Raw genomic sequence first — 16,948 nt, 5'->3', positions numbered from 1 at the left:
GCGGTGTCGGCGCCAGCGGTTACTGCAACGTCGTTCGGTGGTTGGTCACGCTCGCCGGTCGTGGCGATTGGCCGGTGATTCGAGTGCGGTCGTCAATCCGGCTCCCGGCCGATCTCTGCTGTCGTCGTCGGTGGGGAGAGGTCGGTGTTGGATTCGTGTGTCCATTCCCGGTCGACACCGTGCGGCAGCGCTGCCTCGACGGCGGTGCCGGGGTTGCGTTCGAGACGTTGTGCCAGTTCCTTCGTGGCGCGGGTGTGCTCGGCGATGGTCAGCGCGGCGGTTGCGTGTGCGTCCAGTTCCTCGATCGTCGGCGGCAGGGCGCGGATGACCCCGACCGGCTTGCCGGTCTGGGGGTCGACAGGGACCTCGACCGGGATCTCCGGCTCTGTTTTTCTGCTGATGCCTTTCCATGCCTCTTCGAGGGCAAGATCATCGAGGGCCTCGACGGTGGCCGCGGCGAGGCGGCGCATGTCCTCGACACCGTTGTTGGTCCAAATTGTGTTGCCGTCCTGCTCGCCGAGTCCTGCCGCCCCCGCGAGGACGGCGATCCTTCTCCATCGCACGCTCAGAGTCCGCTCAACAGCCAGTATCGCGACCGGGTCGGCACCGAATGCATACTTCCCGTTGGCGGTTCGGAGATTGCGGGCGGCGTTCAGCAACGCCATCGTCCGCAGTTCCAGCCATTCCGTGTGAATCTTGTCGACTAGAAATTCTCGACTGACGCCGGCCGTGGGCGTTGGTGCGCGTGGGTCGGGTTCGGCAAGGTTCGGTGATGGTTGGCGGCTGCTACCGCGCAGACGGGCCCACTCGATGAGGTGAGGCGGAGTTCCGGCCGACGAGGCGGTCTGTTCGGTGTGTTCTCGTTGCGCGGCGAGAGCGTCGAGGTGACTGCGCCAGATTTGCTCGCCGTCTGGGTCGGTTTCGTCGTATCCCAGGCTGGTGACGCGAGTGTGTTCGGCGGCCAGGTCGTGGATCCGCTGCAGCAGTCGCTCCTGCCACTGCTGCACCGACATCGCCTCCGACGCCGGTTCCGGATGGGTCATGATGACGCCTCCATTTGTCTCGTGATTGGATTGCGGCACATTGGATTACGCCCCGTCGTTACCGACCTAGCCCGGGGCCGACGTGCTGGACGGAGCCGGGCTTGCCCTCCGGGCCCTTGGCCAGGTCCCCAGCTCACGGCTCGTTGCCCGGCTCGGGTGCCGGGACGTGTCCGGCCTGCGGCGATGCGGGAGGTTCAGGGGTTCCTTGCCAGTCGCCGTGGTCTGGTTCCGGCAGTGCGGTGTCGATCGCTTCGCCAATCGGGCGACCGGCTGCGCCGGTTTCGGCGCTAGGCGTGCCCTGCGGATTGACCTGTCCCCCGTTATCGCTGCTGGTCACCCCGGCACCTGTCGCGATTTCGGCGCGCTGGTTGAGCGCCTGCTCGAACAGTGCCAGGGAGGGGCTCGCGGGTCGGATGTGCCACGGCAGCCCTTTCGCGCCGAGGTCGAGGGCTCGGGTGATATCGGACGAGGCGACTCGGCCCTTCTCGGCGAGGGCCACTGTCCGCTGCACTGCGCCAGCTATGTCGTCGAGGATGGCTCCCCATTGCTGTCGAAACTCGGCCGTGCCGTCGTCGACCTGGGCGGTGAGGGCCAGCAAGAAATGCTGCTTGTGCGCGGTGTTCTGTACGTCTCGCAGCAGCATTAGCTGGACCGCGCGCACGGCCGGGCCGGACCAGGCGGCCCTGCCCGCATCGGGATCTGTCGGTAGCTGGTTCGATGAAACCGGTTCGATTCCTGTCGGCCAGCTCCCGGTGCTGTCGGGGTTGACGGCGTCGGAGGTGTTGTCGGACATCGTGTTCCGCCCCTTTTGTCTCGGGTTGGTTCGGGCCGCAACCGGATCGTCGAGATCGATTGCGGTGTGGTGATGTCCCTCGCGATAGGTGGGTGATACCTGCGGCGGACGGCGCCAGCGCCGCCGCGGCCAACGTTGCGCGGCCGTCTCTTCGGCCACGATGATGCGCGCGTTCGACGACGCGCCAAGACCAGGTTGTCAGTCCGGCTCCGCACCGATGCCGGGTGTCGTCCGTGGTGGCTCGGGATCCGGGTTTGGAGTGGCTGTCCATTCGAGATCGGCGCCGGTGGGGAGAATGGTCTCGACGGCTGCTCCGGCAGGCCGATCGATCGGGTGGGGCGGCCCGGTGTATGCGCCCGAGGAGTCGGCGATCGGCAGCGCGGCCGTAGCGTTCGCGTCCAACTCCTCGATCGTCGGCGGCAGTACACGGATGTCTCCGACCGGTTGCCCAGTTTGCGGATCGACTAGCACATACGGCGGTACTTCCGGTTCCCGTTGCCGGGCAATACCTCTCCACGCGTGCTCGAGGGCGAGATCGTCGAGTGGCTCGACGGCGACCACGGCCAGGCGTCGCATGTCCTCGACCCCGCCGTCGGTCCAGATGGCCGCGCCCTCCTGCTCGGTGAGACCCGCCACGCCCGCCAGCACAGCGATCCGGGTCCGCTTCACATGCAGGCTCCGCTCGACGGCGGCGACCGCCTCGGGGTCAGCACCGATGTGGAACAAGCCCTCGGGCAGTCGAAGTCGGCGCGCGGCGTTCAACACCGTCATGCGGCGCAACTGCTGCCACTCCAATTTGATCATGTCGACGAGAAATCCCCGCCCGGCCACGGGCATGACCGAGTTGGCGTGCGAGTCGGGTACGACGGTCTCGGCTGGTTGAGGTTCTGGCGGGCGGTAGTTGGCGCCGAGGGTGCGGGCCATTGTGATGGCGATGGGTCGAAGCCCTGCCGACAGCGCAGCTTGCTCGGTGGTCTCCCGCTGCGCGGCGATGCCGTCGAGATGGCTGCGCCAGTTGGCTTCCGCGTTGGCGTCGGTAGCGTCGAAACCTAGTCGGGTGAGGCGGGTTTCTTCCACGGCCAGATCGTGGATCTGTTGCAGCAGTTGCTGCTGTAACTGCTGCACCGACATCGTCTTCGACGATGTCGGTTCCGGTTGGGTCATGATGACACCTCCATCCGGTGTTCGTTATCGGCTTGGGTTGCGGGGTTGTCGGCTACCTATGGGTCCGGTCCGGCATCGAAAACCGGCCCGGTGTGGAGCCGGGACGCCGCCTCTCGGTCGAGGTTGTCCCAGGCGCGCGTGAGGTCCTTGGGAAGGGCCGCGCCGATCGCGGTGGCGATGTGAGCGCCGTCGTCGTGGTTGAGTTCGGCGGCCAACGCGTCGCGGGCTTGATGCAGTAAGTAGGCCGACGGTGGAGGGGAGAGGTTCGGTCCTGGATTTCCTGCCACGTTGAGCTCACGGCGCAGGTTTCCAATTGCCTTGCGGGCATCTCGTTCGATGTCCGAGCTGGCGTATCGGCCCCACAACGCGTCGATGTCGTCGCCGGTGTGGTTGTGCAGGTAGTGGCTGATGTCTTGGCGCCAGTCCCGTCGGGATCGCTCCCAGGTCCGGCCTACTTCCTGTTCGGTCATCCCGCCCAACCGTGCTGTGTATCGGGCCCGGGCCAGCAACACGTCCATGTTGGTGCGGTACTGGGCAATCGTCGGTTCATCGCGATGCTCGATGGCCTCGAGGCTCAGTAGGTGCTCGCGTACAGCGTCGAGGACCGCCATGTCGATCACCTGCTTCACGTCATCGAGGACGCGCTGCGCGGCCCGGCGCCGCCGCAGCGGCGGTGGTGGGGGCAGCAGTTGGTTGTCGTCCCACTCCCGCCCGAGCGCGCCGAGCCGACGAACGCGGTCGACCCACACGCTCGGCGCGCCCGCGGCACGGGCGGCGACTTCGGCAAGTTCTCGCACCCGTCCGATCTCGTTGATCCGCAAGGTCATCGGCATCAACGTGGTGAGATCCTGTCCAGATGCTTGGGCTTGGCGGATCATTTCGGCTTCCTGTTTGGCCAGTAGTTGCACCGCACGTAGCTCTCGGGCCACCTGTTTCGGGAGATCACCGCAGCGCTGCGATCCTTTAGGGTTGATGTTCACGACCACCCTCGGTTTCGAGGCTCATACCGGTTCGATCCCGGTGTCCGGGCCGAGCGGGGGATCTGGGGCTGCGGTCGGCGGGTCGGGCGGCTGCGCCGACCATGCGCCGGGTTCAGGCAGCATGGTCTCGATGGCCTCGGATGCCCCGGCGGCCGGGCGGGAGTGGGGGTGGCGCAGCGGTCTGGGTGGGACCAAGGCTTCTTCGGCGGCGGCGATCATGTCCGTGGGCGTCGGCAGCGTGTGTCCCCGGATGTCGCCGATGATGGCGGTGGTCGTGAAAGGATCCAGGCTGGAGCCGAGCATCCTTTCGATCCCGGCGTGTGCGTGACCAAGCCACCAAAGGTTCAGCTCGAGGTCGTCATAGGTCGCGGTGGTCGCGGCAACGATGCGCCGCCAATCATCAACTGTGCTCGCCCACAACTGTTTTCGTTCGAGTCGCGTCAGATCGATCGAGCCCGCGATGCCGGAGGCCCGCGTCCAGTAGGTGATCATGTTACGTTCGAACTGTCCCGCCGCAGCTGGTTGGGGTTCGGCGAGCACACCCTGTCCATAGAGCCGGTCGCGGCGGGCAGCCGCGATTACCGCCATGTGTTGCAGATGCCATACGTCATCGGCGAGGCGCTCGATCAACGCTTCGCGTGCCCGGTTGGTGCCCACCCTCGGGTCCGGGTAGTGGTCGATGTATCGGATACCGCGGCGCCCCAGCACGAGGACGTCATCGATCCACGGTCTCGGAATGCCTGAGGCCAGCGCTCGTCGTTCGAGATCGCCACAAATTTCCTCGACCAGGATCAGCTCCGCGCGCCAGCCTTCGCGTGCCAGCTCGTCATGGCCGTGGAACTGTTGGTAGCCGCGGCGAAGCATGCCTGTCCGGTGGGCGGCCAAGTCCTGAATCTGTTGCAGTAGCCTGACCCGCCATGCAGGTTCATCCCGCCACGGAATGTCGTCGCGCATGACAGCCTCCTCGCTGAAGAGTCGATATCGGTCTTGCTGATACAGGCGGGGGCGGTCCCCAGCCCCGGAACACCGGCTTTTCTGTGTCCCACCGGCTTTCGTTCATGGCTCCAGCTCCGGCAGCGCAAACGGGTCACGTGGGGGCAAGGCCGTGGGTGCAGTGACGGGAGCCTCGGGTTCGGGTGCCGCGCTGAACTCGACAGCCGCAATCGCTGCGCCTATCGCACGTCCGTCGTCAGGTCCGTGCGCCACGTTGTCCTCGGTCGCGGTGGGCGCGGCCGCGGTGGTCGGTGTTGGTGTGAGCAGGTTTCGGGCCACCTGCACCACTTCCTCCGGAGTGGGTGGCCCATGTTCTGCGTGCTTGCCGGTCAGTCCGCATTTCGCTAGTGCCGTCGCTTGCAGATCCAGAGAGGTGGTGTCCGACCGTGCATGGGCTCGCCACCGCTCGGCCACCGAGGTAGCGCTAGCGCTGCGAACGCTGGCAGTCGCTGCGGTCCAATGGCTTTCAGCGCCCCACAACCGCTCGGCCTCGCTGGCGGTGATATCGAGGGCCCACGCCAGAGCGGCAACGCGCTGGCCGAGGATACGCAGTTTCCGGTCGATCAGCTGCGCGGTGCCGACTTCCCGCAGCCGCCCCTCGTCGCCGTAGGCGGCGACCAGAGTCGCCAGTTCCTGGACCTGCCGAACATCGGCCGCCAGTGTCGCGAGTACATCTGCCCGCTCGACGGGTTCCGGGACACGCCAGTTCAGCCTCGTGTTCCACGGCAACCCGGATGCGCCACGCTCCCGCGCCTGCTCGATCCATTCCCGCGGGACGCCTGCGGCCGCAGCGACGTTCTCCAACTCCCGTACCAGCCGGGCGTCGGCCACTCGCTGCTCGTCCCACGATGCCGACTGCGCACCGCGGTCGCGACCGAACGCGCCTTTTCTCTCGGTCATCTGTTGCGCGTGGATTGCCTTGAGCATCTTGACTTGCCGCGGGGTCGGCATCGGCGTCACCCAATTCGTGCTGCTCATGGTTCGATTCCCGTGTCCAGGCTCGCTACCGACCCCGGAGTCTCGGGAACCGGTCCGGTGGGGAAACTCTCCGGCACCGCACCGGTCAGCCCGGCTGCTTCGATGGCCGCTCCCATCTCGGTGCCGTCCCAGATCACCGGTTCGCTGTCGTTGTCCGGGTCGTGCAGCTGCCCTGCGTAAATGTCGAACGTGAGCTCTTCTGCGACACCGGCCATCGCTTCGGACATGGACGCTGGCCAGCTGTTTTCGGTGTCGTAGTCGTACTGGTGGTGCTCATCGACGGACGTACCGATCAGCTCCGTGGGGTCTTCTCCGGTGTCTTCGGCGTAGCGTTCGCTGTAGGCGTCGGAGTAGGTCTGGTGATCGTCGGACAGATCAGCGGTGCTACGTGCGGCGGCCCAGGCGGCCGCCGACGTGGCCGCGGAGGCGAGCCCCGGATCGCTGATGTCGGCCAGCGTTTCGGTGAACCCCATGGCTCGGCGGCGGCCGTCGATGAGTAGCTTCTTGTACTCCGCGTCGAGGTTGTGTAGATGCGCCGCTTGCGCTTTCCGTGTGGTGTAGCCGTCCATCTGTTGTGCGTGGATTGCGTCCTTGCGGATCCTCTCGGCCCGGTATCCCTGCACCTGGTATCCGTGGATCTTGTTGCGCCGGGCCTCGTTCGCGGTGTGCTCGGCTTCCCGGCGAGCATCGGAGCGCTCGTCGTAGGCCAGCCGCGCTTGTTTGATCTTTACTTCCAGATCGTGGAGCTGCTGCGCCTTCTCGGCGCGGTCTCGGTAGCCCTGCGCCTGCAGTTCGTGGATTTCGCCATTGCGTCTCTGCTCGGATGCTCGATCGGCTTGGCGCTGTTGGAATTCGGCGATCGACCGCGACTCCGCGCCCCGCCGCTGCAGAAGATTCATTGTCATGGCCGTGGTCTGCATGGCTTGGATGAATCCGGTGCGCACTGCTTGCCCGCCTTCGTCAACGGGGTCACCGCCACTCACTGTTTCACCTCCATTGCTGAAATACGCCACCCCGCAGCCTCGTTCGGTCGTTCTGCTTCGACGTAGAGGGCGAACCGGATCGGTGGGGTGTTGTCGCTGGGTTGTTGGGTGACATCGAGCACCCGCGCGGCGCGGGTGCCGGTGTCGGGTGGGTGATCGTCGCCGGTGACGCGGGCTGTGGCGGTGATGGTCGTGCCCGCGCTGGCCCACTGCGCCCACATGGTGCCGGTGATCGGGACCAGCACCCCCGCCGCGGGCTCGGCCCGCCGGGCGTAGTCCGGGTCCATCAGCGGTTTCGCCTGCCGGAACGCGTCGCGCGGGTCAGGCTCGCTGGCCGGTCGATAGCTGAACACCGTTGACGCTGCGGCCGTCATGACTGCCTCGGCGGAGCAGTGATCGACCTGGTCGCGTGGTGCGAACAACGTGCTGTTGCAGCGTGGTTCGGGCTTCGATGCCCGATCGTGGCTGTGACCGCAGGAGCCGAGCAGCGCGATCACAGTGGTCGCGCCGATTGCAGAGATCAGCCGGATTCGGCGGTTCATGGCTCCAACCCCTGCCCGGCGTGAGGTTCCGGGCGCCGATCACCGCCGGGGTCGTCGGTCCAACCCGTGTGGTTATCGATGCCGATGGCGGTCTCGGCGGCTGTACCGGCACCGATGCCGTCCGCTGGCGCGGGCCCCACCTCGTTGACTGCGGCAGTAGCCAGCACTCTCACGGCAGTAGGTGTAGGGAAGGCAGCAGCCGGCTCCCTAGTCGGTGGGTTGCTGGGATCGGGCTCGAGCAGATCGTGAAGCTTCCACACCCGAACTGATGCCTGGCGCGAGCTCAGCGTCCGCCACAGCCGGTCGATACTCGACGTCGACACGGATCGGTACATTTCGGCTCGGTATGGCCGTGTGCGGCAGATCTGCTGCCATACCTGGTCGCGTTCATCGGCGGTCACCGCGGTCAGATCCGCGTAGCCATTCAGTACGAGCCACCTTGAATCCAGGTTTCGCCGAAACGATCGGTCGTCCATGAGCTTCGGCACATCGGTTTCGTCGTGGAGAAGGCTTCGAATGCCGATGGCTTGGCGTCGGCGGCGTTCGGCATCGATGAGCGCCATGTCGTCGACCACGAACGCCAACGCGCTCACCCGGTCCAGGACCACCACTCGCGCGATGTGCACCGGTGGTAGTGGATTGCCTTCGTCCCATGTGACTCCGCGTGCCCCCTGCTCCGCAGCTGTGTCCAGCCACTCACGGGGAATACCGAGTTGCTCGGCGCGGCGCTCGTGGTCATAGCGCCGCTCCGCCAGCGCTCCACGGCTCTCCTCGTAGTCGGACTCCCACTCGTAAGGTCCACGCTCGGCCAGCTGCCGTTCCTCCACGGCGAATTGGTGCAATGATCGAAGAATTCGTCGCTGCCACAACGGAAGTGAACCGACCCGCTGTTCATAGCTCTCTGTCACGCCGACCACATCCGGGTAGGAGATACATCCGATCGCTGACGAACGGGCGAGCGCTTCGGGCTGAACGATATGGCCATCGCTCCAGTTGCGCGTGAGCCGAGTTTCGGTCGCAGTCCTGTGTTTTCGTATAGTCTTGCGTCACAGTCGTTTCCGTTCTTCCGAGGTTGGTTCGTGCGGACTGGCGGGGTGATAGCGCCGGATGTCGATGCGTTCGCCTTTCCATGCCGACAGGGGGGTGGTCTTGACCTGCTGTCCGGTCTGAGGGGCGTGCAGGATCAGGTCGGTGCCGTGGTCGTCTCGGCCGACGTAGATCCCGACGTGGTGGGAATTGCGGTCGCCGGGTTGGGTGAAGAACACCAGGTCGCCGGGCTGACGTTGGTCGAAGGGCACCACTTCGGCGCCGGGGTGGTCCTGTTGAGCCTGGGTGTAGTGCGGCAACCGCACCGTCCCGCCGGACGCCTGGTAGATCGCGAACAACGTGAGTCCGCTGCAATCGAACCCACCCTTGGTCGGTCCGTTCTGGTCGCCACCGCCCCACACGTAGTCCGTGCCCACCCACTGCTGCGCTGCGCGCACGACCGCCGTACCGAACGAGCCGTCCTGAGTGACCAGTGGAGCTCCGCTGCCCTCCGGCCCACAGCCACCTGCTGGTTGTCCCGGTCGCCGGGGCGGCATGGACTCGGGAGCGATGTCGGCGAACATGGCATACAACTTCCGTGCCAGATCCAGTTGCGCGGCATAGGCATTCGGTGCCGACTTCTCCACCGTTTGCGCCAGCTCTGCCGAGGACATCCGTTCGTGCCCGGCTACCGCCGAAGCCTGGTCGTAGAACCAGTTGATCTGGTAAATAGGCGTCATCAAGGCGCCGATTCCGGCAGCGCCCCACACGCTGGCCCGCATCTGGTGTGGTCCCAGTGAATCGTGGTCGTAGCCCAGGCCGTCGTTGCTGTACCGCAGCGACTCCGGTACTGCAGGGTTCGCCAAATTCCGGAACGTGGATTCGGTTGCCTGAGCGGCTAGTTCGGCGATGATCACCGATTCGGGCTGAGCACGCTGCTTCCCGATCGCCACCCCGTTGCGTGCCAGCTGCAGTTGCCGCTCGCTCAGCCCGGCCACCGAGGCACCGGTCGGGCCGTCCACTCCGGCTGCCGCCGATAACGCACACGACTGTGACTGATCCGAGCCGACCATAACGATCAGCAGGAACGCCAGCAGCGGTAGGCTCACGATCAGCGCGAGGCCAGATTTGTAGCCATTCATCGCTCACTCGTCCGCCTCCTGCACGGTCTCGCCTGCGCCCTGGCGAGTGAGGTGGTCGAAACGTCGGTTGGTGTTGTGCACATCGGCAGCACGTTCGGCCGGGGTGAAGATCATGCGGAAAGCGATGCCGGGGTCAGATGCCTCTCCGGTCTTGAGTAGGAAACAGCCTGTGCCGGGTGGGGTTTCTCGCGTCTCGATGACGTCGATGCGGTCGTCGTCGGGCGGATGTGGTGCCGCCCAGGAGGTGACGAGCAGTTCTTCGGTGGCCGTGATCGACACAGCGGAGCGGATGCGCTGGATTTCCTCGGGTCCGACCGGGCCGATGACCTTGGCCCGGGCGCGTTCGAAGAATCCGAGTGCGTTGTATTTCTCGAGATCTTTGAGGGAGTGGCTACACATGATGAGCTCGGCCGCCAGCTCGCGTTGCAGGCGAGTCAGTGCGTCGACGCGGTCGACCATGAATTCTCCGACCCCGAGCACCCGCCAGATCTCGTCCATGACCACCTGGAACGTGCGCGGCGGCGCCAGCCCGGCCCCGGTCAGCGCGTGCGCGGCGGCTACCGCACCGAAACCTTCGGACCAGCAGGTCATTAGTACCGCCGCCAGCAGTTTGCGGTCCCCGATCGGAACCCGGGACACATCCAGGCATACGGCCGGACTGTCGAGGTCGAGGGGGACGCTGGTGTGACGGTCGAAGATCTCCCCCCAGGGTCCTTCGATCAGCGCCCGCAGCGAGCGCCGCAGGGGTTTGGTGCTGGCCCGATACGATTCCGGTGAGTCCTCTTCCGCGAACCGCCGCAGTCGCAGCTCCCCCTGGTCGATGACCGCCAGCAGGTTCGACAGCAGCGGCGGGTTGGCCGGGGTGAATCCGCCTGCGGCGCTGAAAAGTTCACGCAGCCCGGCCGCGATCAGTGTTTCCTCGTAGTCGGCGATCCTCGAGCCCCTGACCAATTCGATCAGGCCCGCGACGATGTTGACCTGTCCCGCCTCGACCTGCACCGCCACCTGACGGCGTTGATCGGGGTCGGCGAGGCGGTCCAGGATCGATCCCAGCGCCCCGACCGCCAGCGGGTTGAGCCCTTGTCCGTAGCCGCGTTCGATCACCTGCCCGCCCAGCCGGTCGATCAGATCCCGGTAGTCGGGTTTGGTGTCGCCCAGGCACAACGAGGTGCGTCCGGCGGCGACGGCGCCGGTCACCAGTCGGCGGATCAGCGAGGACTTTCCGAAACCGTTGAGCGCCAACACGAAACTCGACGGCGCGGTGATGTAGCCGCGCAGGAACCACGACATCGGATCGAAATGCACGGGCGCGCCGGTGATGTAGTGCGTGCCCACCGGTGTCCCCACCACCGGGGCCGCGGCCCCGACACAGAATGGCCACAGGCCGGCCACCTGGACGGTGGTGGCCCGCCACTCCGGCACCGCCGGGACGACCGCCGCGCGTCCACCGCCGGCGCCGGCGTAGCCGCGATCGGTCATCTTGGCCAGCGGTCGAACGAATCCGTCGCGCCGCTGATCTTCCAGCCGCTGGGCGGCGTTCGCGCGCCGATGGTCATCGCTGGACAGCGCCAACCGGGCACGCCACCCACGCAGGCCACGTTCCTTCGCTGCGTCCTCAGCCTGTGCTCGCGCCTGAGGGGTCAGAACGCGGATGCCCGCGATGGTTGTTGTCCGTCCGGGTTGGTGCTTCATCATGCGCTCACCCGCTTCGATACCGAGGTGTGCTCGGGCAGGATCACGCCGATGCCCAGGCTGGCGGCGAAGCTACTGGCCTGGGCGGCGTAGCAACGCCGCACGGTCAGCCGCGATGCCGCCGCCATCGCCGTGACCATGGGCTCGATGCCCGGCAGGTCACCGTCTAGCCTGTCGGTGACCGTGATCAACAATCCGAATCGCGTCAGACCGGCGCCTCGGGCCTGTTCTTTGCGGGCGGCATGGGTGTTCTCCACACGCAGTGACGCGGCCGCCGAGGCGATGCCACGCTCGGTTTGCTCGGCGGCCAGTGCGTCGCGATAGTCGGCGTCGACGATGTCGGTGGCTTCGGCCGCTGAGTGCAGCCGATACACGATGGCGACCCGTTTGCGCGGCACGTCGACCCGCGGGCGCAGCAGGTCCTCCAGCCCGGTCTCCAGCACGGCGCCTCGGGGCGGAAGCGCCATCTCCCAGGTGATTGATCGGCCGCCGTCGTGGAGGAAGTGGTCCCACCGATCGTCGTGCGCGATAGGGCCGACGGTTTCCCACGATTGGGTCTGCACGATGTCGCGGCCGGCGACCTCCACGTCTCGCTGCGAGGCCAGGTCGTAGCGAGTCCGTACCAGCCCCAGCACTTCCCATGCCTCCAGCGGAGTGGCGGGCAGCCCGGCCCGAGCCAGCTGAGACAAAACCCCTTGCAGCCGTTGCCCGATCTCACGCGCTTGTTCGGCGCTGTCGCGCCGCGTGGGACCTCGCCCAATCGCGCGGTAGGTGATCGCGATCCGGGCCTCGATCCGCACCCCGACTCCGCCGATCTCGGCCGCTTCGTGCATCACGGCGCGGGCATATGGCGGGGCGTCATCGCGGACCAGTCGAGCGACCTCGCGGCGCTGTTTCAGTTGGGTTTCCACCACGGTTTCCAGCACCGAGGTCACCGCGACCACCTCGCCGTCGCGCGACTGCGCCGCCAGCGCCTGCCCGTAGCCCTCGACCCAGGCATCGATCTGCGCCTGGTCGAGGAGTTCCTTGCCGCGCGGCAGCACCCGCAGCACCACGGTGTAGTGGTCGGTGCGGCGGATATGGATCAGCGCGAACCGCTTACCGCCCGGCGTTTCGTACTCCATCAAACGCGAATTCGCCAGCAGGCCAGGCAATCTCGCTACACCCGGGATCCGCGAAAACCGCCCCGACCGATACACCAACTCTCCGCGCGATCGCGCCAGCACGAACTGCACCCGCAGCAGGGCGATCTCCCACCCCGTTCGCCCACCGATCGTGACCGCCATCGGGATGAAAACCACGGCGGCACAAGCGGTCACAACTCCGGTTATCCGCAATGAGCGGGTAGCCATGAACGCGAGCATGATCGCCACGATCAGCGTCAGCCCGACCATCGACACACCCCAGGTCAGTCCAAAGAATCCAGCTGAGCGGGGGCGCTCCCAGCGCCCGTACATGCGTGTGGTCATCGCCGCACCTCCCTGGGCCCCGGCGCTTCCGGATCCCAGCCCGTACTTCCGTCGGCCTCGCCGGTCTGGCCGCTGACGGTGTTGTTGAGCCGCTGCGCACCGCCCTGAGCGAGTTGCGCTCCGGCGACCGCAGCACCCGCTGGGCCCGCCGCGGCGGCCGCGCCCCCGCCGGCCGACGATGCCTTGGCCGCAGTCGTGCCACCGGCCGTGCCAGCGCTACCGCTCCTTGCAGGCGCCGCCCCGGCTGAGTTGCCGCCGCTGGAGCCCCCGCTGCTCCCACCGCCGTTGTCCACGGGACGGCTCGGTCTTCCGCCTCCTCCTCCCGAGGGAGAACTTGGCGACGGACCGGGCTGCGGGCCGCCACCGCCGGGCGAACCCTCGCCCTCGCTCATCTTCCGAGCTTGGGAGCGGCTCCCGCCCGAGTCCATTGAGCCCAGCGCGACGCCGAGCGCTCCACCCGCCAATGCGGCGGACGCACCACTGCCACCGCCCAGCGCTGCCACCGCCGGTGCCACCAGCCGCATCAACGCTGGCAGCACCGCCGCGACCATGACGAGCAGAATCAGCCCAAGGAGCACCAGCTGCGGATCTTGCTGCTGCCCATCGCCTTTCGCGCCGATGGCCGCGAACGCGATCGCATAGAGCAGCGCGCCCACGGGTTTCCACAGCACGAAGGCCAGCGCCCACGCCAGCATCTTCTTGTAGGCTTGCGAGCCGGGTCCGGTTCCCGAGGCCGCCGCGGCGATCGGCAGTGCTGCGACCACGACGACGAGAAGGGCTTGGCGTACGACCAGCATCACCAGTTGGACGAGCAGGCTCACGATGCCGAGCAGCCCGACGATCAGCAGCACCCCGGTACCCAGCCCGGGCAACGTCCGCAGATCGAATTCAGCGACGCGAGCGACGACCGCGTTGGAATCACCCCGGGAGGCATCGAAGATCACCCACTCGGAGAATGCGTCACCCGCGCGAGTCCCCAATGTCACGACCGCGGCGAACAACATCGACGCGATCACCGCCCGGCCGAACATCAAAAACGACTCCTGCGCCTCCCCCGCCAAGCCGCCGCGTTTGGCCAGCGCGAGCCGTGCCGCCGCGAACAGGATTCCTGCCGTCATCAGCAAGATCTGAAGACCGCTCGTGTAGTCCCGAATGGCCGTCAGCACCGGCCCCGGCTCACCTTGCGGTGACTCGAGTTCGGGTGAGGGGAGTTCGATCCACCAGGTCAGGATGAATCGCAGGATTTTGCCGAGGCTGTCCAGCAGAGTGTCGACGAGGTTGTCGAGGGCGGAGTTTGCTGCCTTCGCCACAGCGTCCTTGCCCGCATCGGCGAGCATGCACACCTCCATCGGCCCGAATGGCAGATCGCAGAGGATGTCCGGGATTTGACTGTGCGCGGCCGTGGTCATTTGATCCCCGCCCATTGACCGAATCCGGTCAGCGTGTCGATGGAGATCGGTTCGCGCCAAAAGGTTTCGACGTCGTCGGGCACACGGACCCGCCAGTCGCCATCACTCCAGGCCATAGGCCAGGTCCCGTAAGTCCATCCCGCGCGCGCCCGGACCGCTATCTGCACGACAGCGAAGTCGGGTTGATAGCTCGCCAGAACACGCACTCCATCCGGGACCGTCACGTACCGGGCCGAGTTCGGAGTGGTGCGGCTGCGGTCGAATCGATCGATCAGGGCTTGCCCGCCGCCGAGGAACCGGGTTCGCACCACTTGCTGCCAGACGCCATCCGGGGCGGCCAGGGCTCGAGCCAGTGCGTCGCAGGCCGCCAGGGCCGCTCCCTGGGGCGTGTTGGCGAATCCCGACGCGACTCCTGTTTCGATGCGGGCCGGTCCGTCACTGGTCGAGACCGGCAGTGCGGCCCCACCCCATCCCCGCTGCCAGCGCAATCCTGCAGGCGGCACCCAAAGGTAGTCCGGCACAGCGGGATTCGGTCGTTGACTCGGGTCTTGTGCCAGCGCCTCTCCAGCCTCGCTGACAGTGACGTCGAGCCGGTTGCCGAACAGGTCAGCGGTGGGAACCTTCGAAGGCACCGCTGCTTGTCCATTGGCCGCCCGGCTTGTGGTCGCGGGCGGTGTAGGCGACGGCGGTGTCGTATCACGGCTGTCGGTGACGACGAGCCCGACCACCGCTGCGGCGATGAGGGCCAGGCAAATGCCGACGATGGTCAGAAGTCTGCGAGTGCTCATAGTCATGGCCCCCTCACCGCATGACGAGAGTGATAGCGTCGGCCGGTAGCGCGGTGACCGCGCTCACCAGAGGAGAATGCGGTCCGTCGGGCATGGATAGTTTCCAGTCCTCGTCCAGCCACACCACCATGGCGGTGTGGCGAGTCATCGACGAATCCGGTTGCAGGGCAAATATTTCGGTTTCGGCTCGGTCACGGGTGTAGCCGGTGATCCGGTAGCCGAGGATCTTTGGCGGAGCGGTCGCTGCGGCGCTGATCGAAATCTGCGCGCGAGCCACTGCCCAGGCGTCGCGGCCCGGTCCTGGGGCGACCATCCGCTGCCCGATCAGCGCGTATTGGCGATCAGTGGCCACCGACACCCGGACCGTCGCCTGGATCGCCGCCAACCCGGCCCCGACTGGTGACCGGTTGAACCCTGTCGCGACGGTTCCGTCGTCGACGTGTGGCCCCTGGGCGGCTACCGGTAGACGTATCGCCTGAAAGACAACAGATTTCAGGTTCGTCGGCACCGCATGGATATCGGCGGTCTCGGCCGGAACGCTCGGTCGTCCGACCGAGCACCCCACCAGCGCCGTAACCAACACCAGGCAGCCCGTCGCCACGCTGGCGTCGACTCTGAACTTGCGCCTCGTGTATTTCATCGTGTTTTCCAAGGTCCTTCGATGCAGATGTCAATGGGTCGGGAAGAGCGCCGCTGCGATGCCGCTGGCGGCGCCGACGAGCACTGCACCGAGCAGTGATCCGGCGAGTCCTTCGATGGCTTCTTCGCGGTACATCCGGATGGCGAGTTGTCCTCCAACCCACGTCGCTCGAGCGATGCACAACAGCAGTACGATCCAGGCGAGCCAGCCCAGCAGCTGGACCAGCGGTTGGGTCACACTCGGGTCGAGCGGTCGGGCGATCACAGCGGCTCTCCGAGTTCACCGAGTGACTCGTCCACGGTCTCGCGTAACCTGCCGATGTCAGCGTGGTAGGCGATGTCGAGCACTCGGCCGATGACCTCGCCCGCCCGGCCCGGGGTGACGGTCGGCAGGGAATGACCCACGCCCAGCACGAGGTCGTAGTCGGCCCAGATCGTGTCCGCCAGCCGCAAGGCTTGGCTGGGAGGTACGACCCGGTCCAGCTCTCCCGCGACCACGAATGTCGGGATGCCACGCAGCAATTCAGTGACCGGCTCGGTCAGCTGGTACGTGTTGTACGCCTGGAACAGAGCCGTCATGGCGCGGCGGTCGGTGCGCCGCATTCCGGCGATCAGCGCACTGTCGGTCGGGCCGAAGCAGGTCCGTCGCCGGAAGTAGCGGCGCAGCAGCAGGGCCCCGATCGCCGGTTCCACAGCCCCCGCCCCCATCTCCCGCGACCGCAGACGGCGCAAGCAACTGCGGTAATGAGCTGGCAGGCAGGGGAATTCGGGAAACTCCGCAGCTGCGCCGAACAAAACCATGCCTGCCACCGCGGCCGCGTGATGCGGATACCGCTCGGCCCACGCCTGCACCAGCAGCGACCCGGTAGAGTGCGCAGCGACGATCGTGGCCCCGCAGGCGTGCGTCAGGACGGTGTCCAAATCTTCTGCCAGGTCTGAGATTTCGATCCCCCGGCACGGGATTCTCTGTCGTGCCGGGCTATAGCCCCGTTGGTCGAAGGCGATCTGTGCGATGCCGGCGTCCAGATGCTCGTGCAGATGCCGAATCAGTGGCGTCCAGACCGAGGAGTCGCTGAGCAGTCCGTGGATGTAGACGACGGTCGCGGGCGCGGACGGTCGCCCCCATCGTGACGCCGACAGCTCGGCGCCGTCGACGGGAATCGTGATCGATGTGTGGTCGCGATACATGGTTTCTCCCCTGGGGACGGTGTGGGTTCGCGCCAGACACGCAGGCTCCGTGTCAGGCTGTTCGCTTCGCTGATTGGCCGGTGAGATTGGTTGAGAGACAGCGATTTCAAGCTCGGAAC

17 protein-coding genes are annotated in these 16,948 nt (G+C 66.6%); all 17 read right to left on the bottom strand.

Annotated features, from left to right (window positions below; translation table 11 throughout):
* Positions 1–92: 92 nt before the first annotated feature.
* The 17 genes from IU452_RS25275 to IU452_RS25195 all read right to left on the bottom strand — a co-directional run bounded on the left by IU452_RS25275 (position 93) and on the right by IU452_RS25195 (position 16,829).
* The gene (locus IU452_RS25275; protein ID WP_195111625.1) at positions 93–1,043 is read right to left on the bottom strand and encodes a hypothetical protein; all 951 of its coding nucleotides are present in this window, start codon (positions 1,041–1,043) and stop codon (positions 93–95) included.
* A gap of 133 nt (positions 1,044–1,176) precedes the next feature.
* Entirely contained in the window at positions 1,177–1,836 is a 660-nt protein-coding gene (locus tag IU452_RS25270; protein WP_195111624.1) for a hypothetical protein, read from the bottom strand.
* A gap of 198 nt (positions 1,837–2,034) precedes the next feature.
* Positions 2,035–3,000: a hypothetical protein gene (locus tag IU452_RS25265; RefSeq protein WP_195111623.1), complete on the bottom strand. Its 966-nt coding sequence runs from the start codon at positions 2,998–3,000 to the stop codon at positions 2,035–2,037.
* Between the two features lie 56 nt (positions 3,001–3,056).
* Positions 3,057–3,980, bottom strand: a complete 924-nt coding sequence (locus IU452_RS25260) for a hypothetical protein (RefSeq protein WP_195111622.1) — start codon at positions 3,978–3,980, stop codon at positions 3,057–3,059.
* A gap of 21 nt (positions 3,981–4,001) precedes the next feature.
* Complete coding sequence (locus IU452_RS25255; protein WP_195111621.1) at positions 4,002–4,934, bottom strand: hypothetical protein; 933 nt, start codon at positions 4,932–4,934, stop codon at positions 4,002–4,004.
* 102 nt (positions 4,935–5,036) lie between these two features.
* Positions 5,037–5,951, bottom strand: a complete 915-nt coding sequence (locus IU452_RS25250) for a hypothetical protein (protein ID WP_195111620.1) — start codon at positions 5,949–5,951, stop codon at positions 5,037–5,039.
* Entirely contained in the window at positions 5,948–6,934 is a 987-nt protein-coding gene (locus IU452_RS25245) for a hypothetical protein (protein WP_195111619.1), read from the bottom strand. Before IU452_RS25245 ends, IU452_RS25250 begins: the two co-directional genes overlap by 4 nt.
* Positions 6,931–7,476, bottom strand: a complete 546-nt coding sequence (locus IU452_RS25240; RefSeq protein ID WP_195111618.1) for a hypothetical protein — start codon at positions 7,474–7,476, stop codon at positions 6,931–6,933. The genes IU452_RS25245 and IU452_RS25240 overlap by 4 nt, the downstream gene beginning before the upstream one ends.
* Positions 7,473–8,303 carry a hypothetical protein gene (locus IU452_RS25235; protein ID WP_195111617.1) on the bottom strand — a complete coding sequence of 277 codons (831 nt, stop codon included), beginning with the start codon at positions 8,301–8,303 and terminating at the stop codon, positions 7,473–7,475. Before IU452_RS25235 ends, IU452_RS25240 begins: the two co-directional genes overlap by 4 nt.
* 219 nt (positions 8,304–8,522) lie before the next feature.
* Entirely contained in the window at positions 8,523–9,644 is a 1,122-nt protein-coding gene (locus tag IU452_RS25230) for a C40 family peptidase (RefSeq protein ID WP_228818677.1), read from the bottom strand.
* A 3-nt stretch (positions 9,645–9,647) separates the two neighbouring features.
* Positions 9,648–11,339, bottom strand: a complete 1,692-nt coding sequence (locus tag IU452_RS25225; RefSeq protein ID WP_195111616.1) for a hypothetical protein — start codon at positions 11,337–11,339, stop codon at positions 9,648–9,650.
* Positions 11,336–12,805 carry an SCO6880 family protein gene (locus IU452_RS25220; RefSeq protein ID WP_195111615.1) on the bottom strand — a complete coding sequence of 490 codons (1,470 nt, stop codon included), beginning with the start codon at positions 12,803–12,805 and terminating at the stop codon, positions 11,336–11,338. Before IU452_RS25220 ends, IU452_RS25225 begins: the two co-directional genes overlap by 4 nt.
* Positions 12,802–14,214, bottom strand: a complete 1,413-nt coding sequence (locus tag IU452_RS25215) for a hypothetical protein (protein WP_195111614.1) — start codon at positions 14,212–14,214, stop codon at positions 12,802–12,804. Before IU452_RS25215 ends, IU452_RS25220 begins: the two co-directional genes overlap by 4 nt.
* Entirely contained in the window at positions 14,211–15,008 is a 798-nt protein-coding gene (locus IU452_RS25210) for a hypothetical protein (protein ID WP_195111613.1), read from the bottom strand. The genes IU452_RS25215 and IU452_RS25210 overlap by 4 nt, the downstream gene beginning before the upstream one ends.
* Before the next feature lie 7 nt (positions 15,009–15,015).
* Positions 15,016–15,642, bottom strand: a complete 627-nt coding sequence (locus IU452_RS25205) for a hypothetical protein (RefSeq protein ID WP_195111612.1) — start codon at positions 15,640–15,642, stop codon at positions 15,016–15,018.
* 30 nt (positions 15,643–15,672) lie between these two features.
* A complete protein-coding gene (locus IU452_RS25200) occupies positions 15,673–15,906 on the bottom strand; it encodes a hypothetical protein (protein WP_195111611.1) in 234 nt (77 codons plus the stop codon).
* Complete coding sequence (locus IU452_RS25195; RefSeq protein ID WP_195111610.1) at positions 15,903–16,829, bottom strand: alpha/beta fold hydrolase; 927 nt, start codon at positions 16,827–16,829, stop codon at positions 15,903–15,905. Before IU452_RS25195 ends, IU452_RS25200 begins: the two co-directional genes overlap by 4 nt.
* Positions 16,830–16,948: the final 119 nt, after the last annotated feature.

Origin of the sequence: Nocardia transvalensis, assembly GCF_015477765.1 — a bacterium.
Classification (GTDB): domain Bacteria; phylum Actinomycetota; class Actinomycetes; order Mycobacteriales; family Mycobacteriaceae; genus Nocardia; species Nocardia transvalensis_A.
This window is presented reverse-complemented; position numbering and strand designations above follow the sequence as displayed.

What these genes read in the sequence shown, in the direction of transcription:
- IU452_RS25205 (WP_195111612.1), bottom strand. Translation starts at nt 15,642, where the DNA reads ATGAAATACACGAGGCGCAAGTTCAGAGTCGACGCCAGCGTGGCGACG.
- IU452_RS25225 (WP_195111616.1), bottom strand. Translation starts at nt 11,339, where the DNA reads ATGATGAAGCACCAACCCGGACGGACAACAACCATCGCGGGCATCCGC.
- IU452_RS25275 (WP_195111625.1), bottom strand. Translation starts at nt 1,043, where the DNA reads ATGACCCATCCGGAACCGGCGTCGGAGGCGATGTCGGTGCAGCAGTGG.
- IU452_RS25240 (WP_195111618.1), bottom strand. Translation starts at nt 7,476, where the DNA reads ATGAACCGCCGAATCCGGCTGATCTCTGCAATCGGCGCGACCACTGTG.
- IU452_RS25195 (WP_195111610.1), bottom strand. Translation starts at nt 16,829, where the DNA reads ATGTATCGCGACCACACATCGATCACGATTCCCGTCGACGGCGCCGAG.
- IU452_RS25270 (WP_195111624.1), bottom strand. Translation starts at nt 1,836, where the DNA reads ATGTCCGACAACACCTCCGACGCCGTCAACCCCGACAGCACCGGGAGC.
- IU452_RS25220 (WP_195111615.1), bottom strand. Translation starts at nt 12,805, where the DNA reads ATGACCACACGCATGTACGGGCGCTGGGAGCGCCCCCGCTCAGCTGGA.
- IU452_RS25265 (WP_195111623.1), bottom strand. Translation starts at nt 3,000, where the DNA reads ATGACCCAACCGGAACCGACATCGTCGAAGACGATGTCGGTGCAGCAG.
- IU452_RS25210 (WP_195111613.1), bottom strand. Translation starts at nt 15,008, where the DNA reads ATGACTATGAGCACTCGCAGACTTCTGACCATCGTCGGCATTTGCCTG.
- IU452_RS25250 (WP_195111620.1), bottom strand. Translation starts at nt 5,951, where the DNA reads ATGAGCAGCACGAATTGGGTGACGCCGATGCCGACCCCGCGGCAAGTC.
- IU452_RS25255 (WP_195111621.1), bottom strand. Translation starts at nt 4,934, where the DNA reads ATGCGCGACGACATTCCGTGGCGGGATGAACCTGCATGGCGGGTCAGG.
- IU452_RS25215 (WP_195111614.1), bottom strand. Translation starts at nt 14,214, where the DNA reads ATGACCACGGCCGCGCACAGTCAAATCCCGGACATCCTCTGCGATCTG.
- IU452_RS25230 (WP_228818677.1), bottom strand. Translation starts at nt 9,644, where the DNA reads ATGAATGGCTACAAATCTGGCCTCGCGCTGATCGTGAGCCTACCGCTG.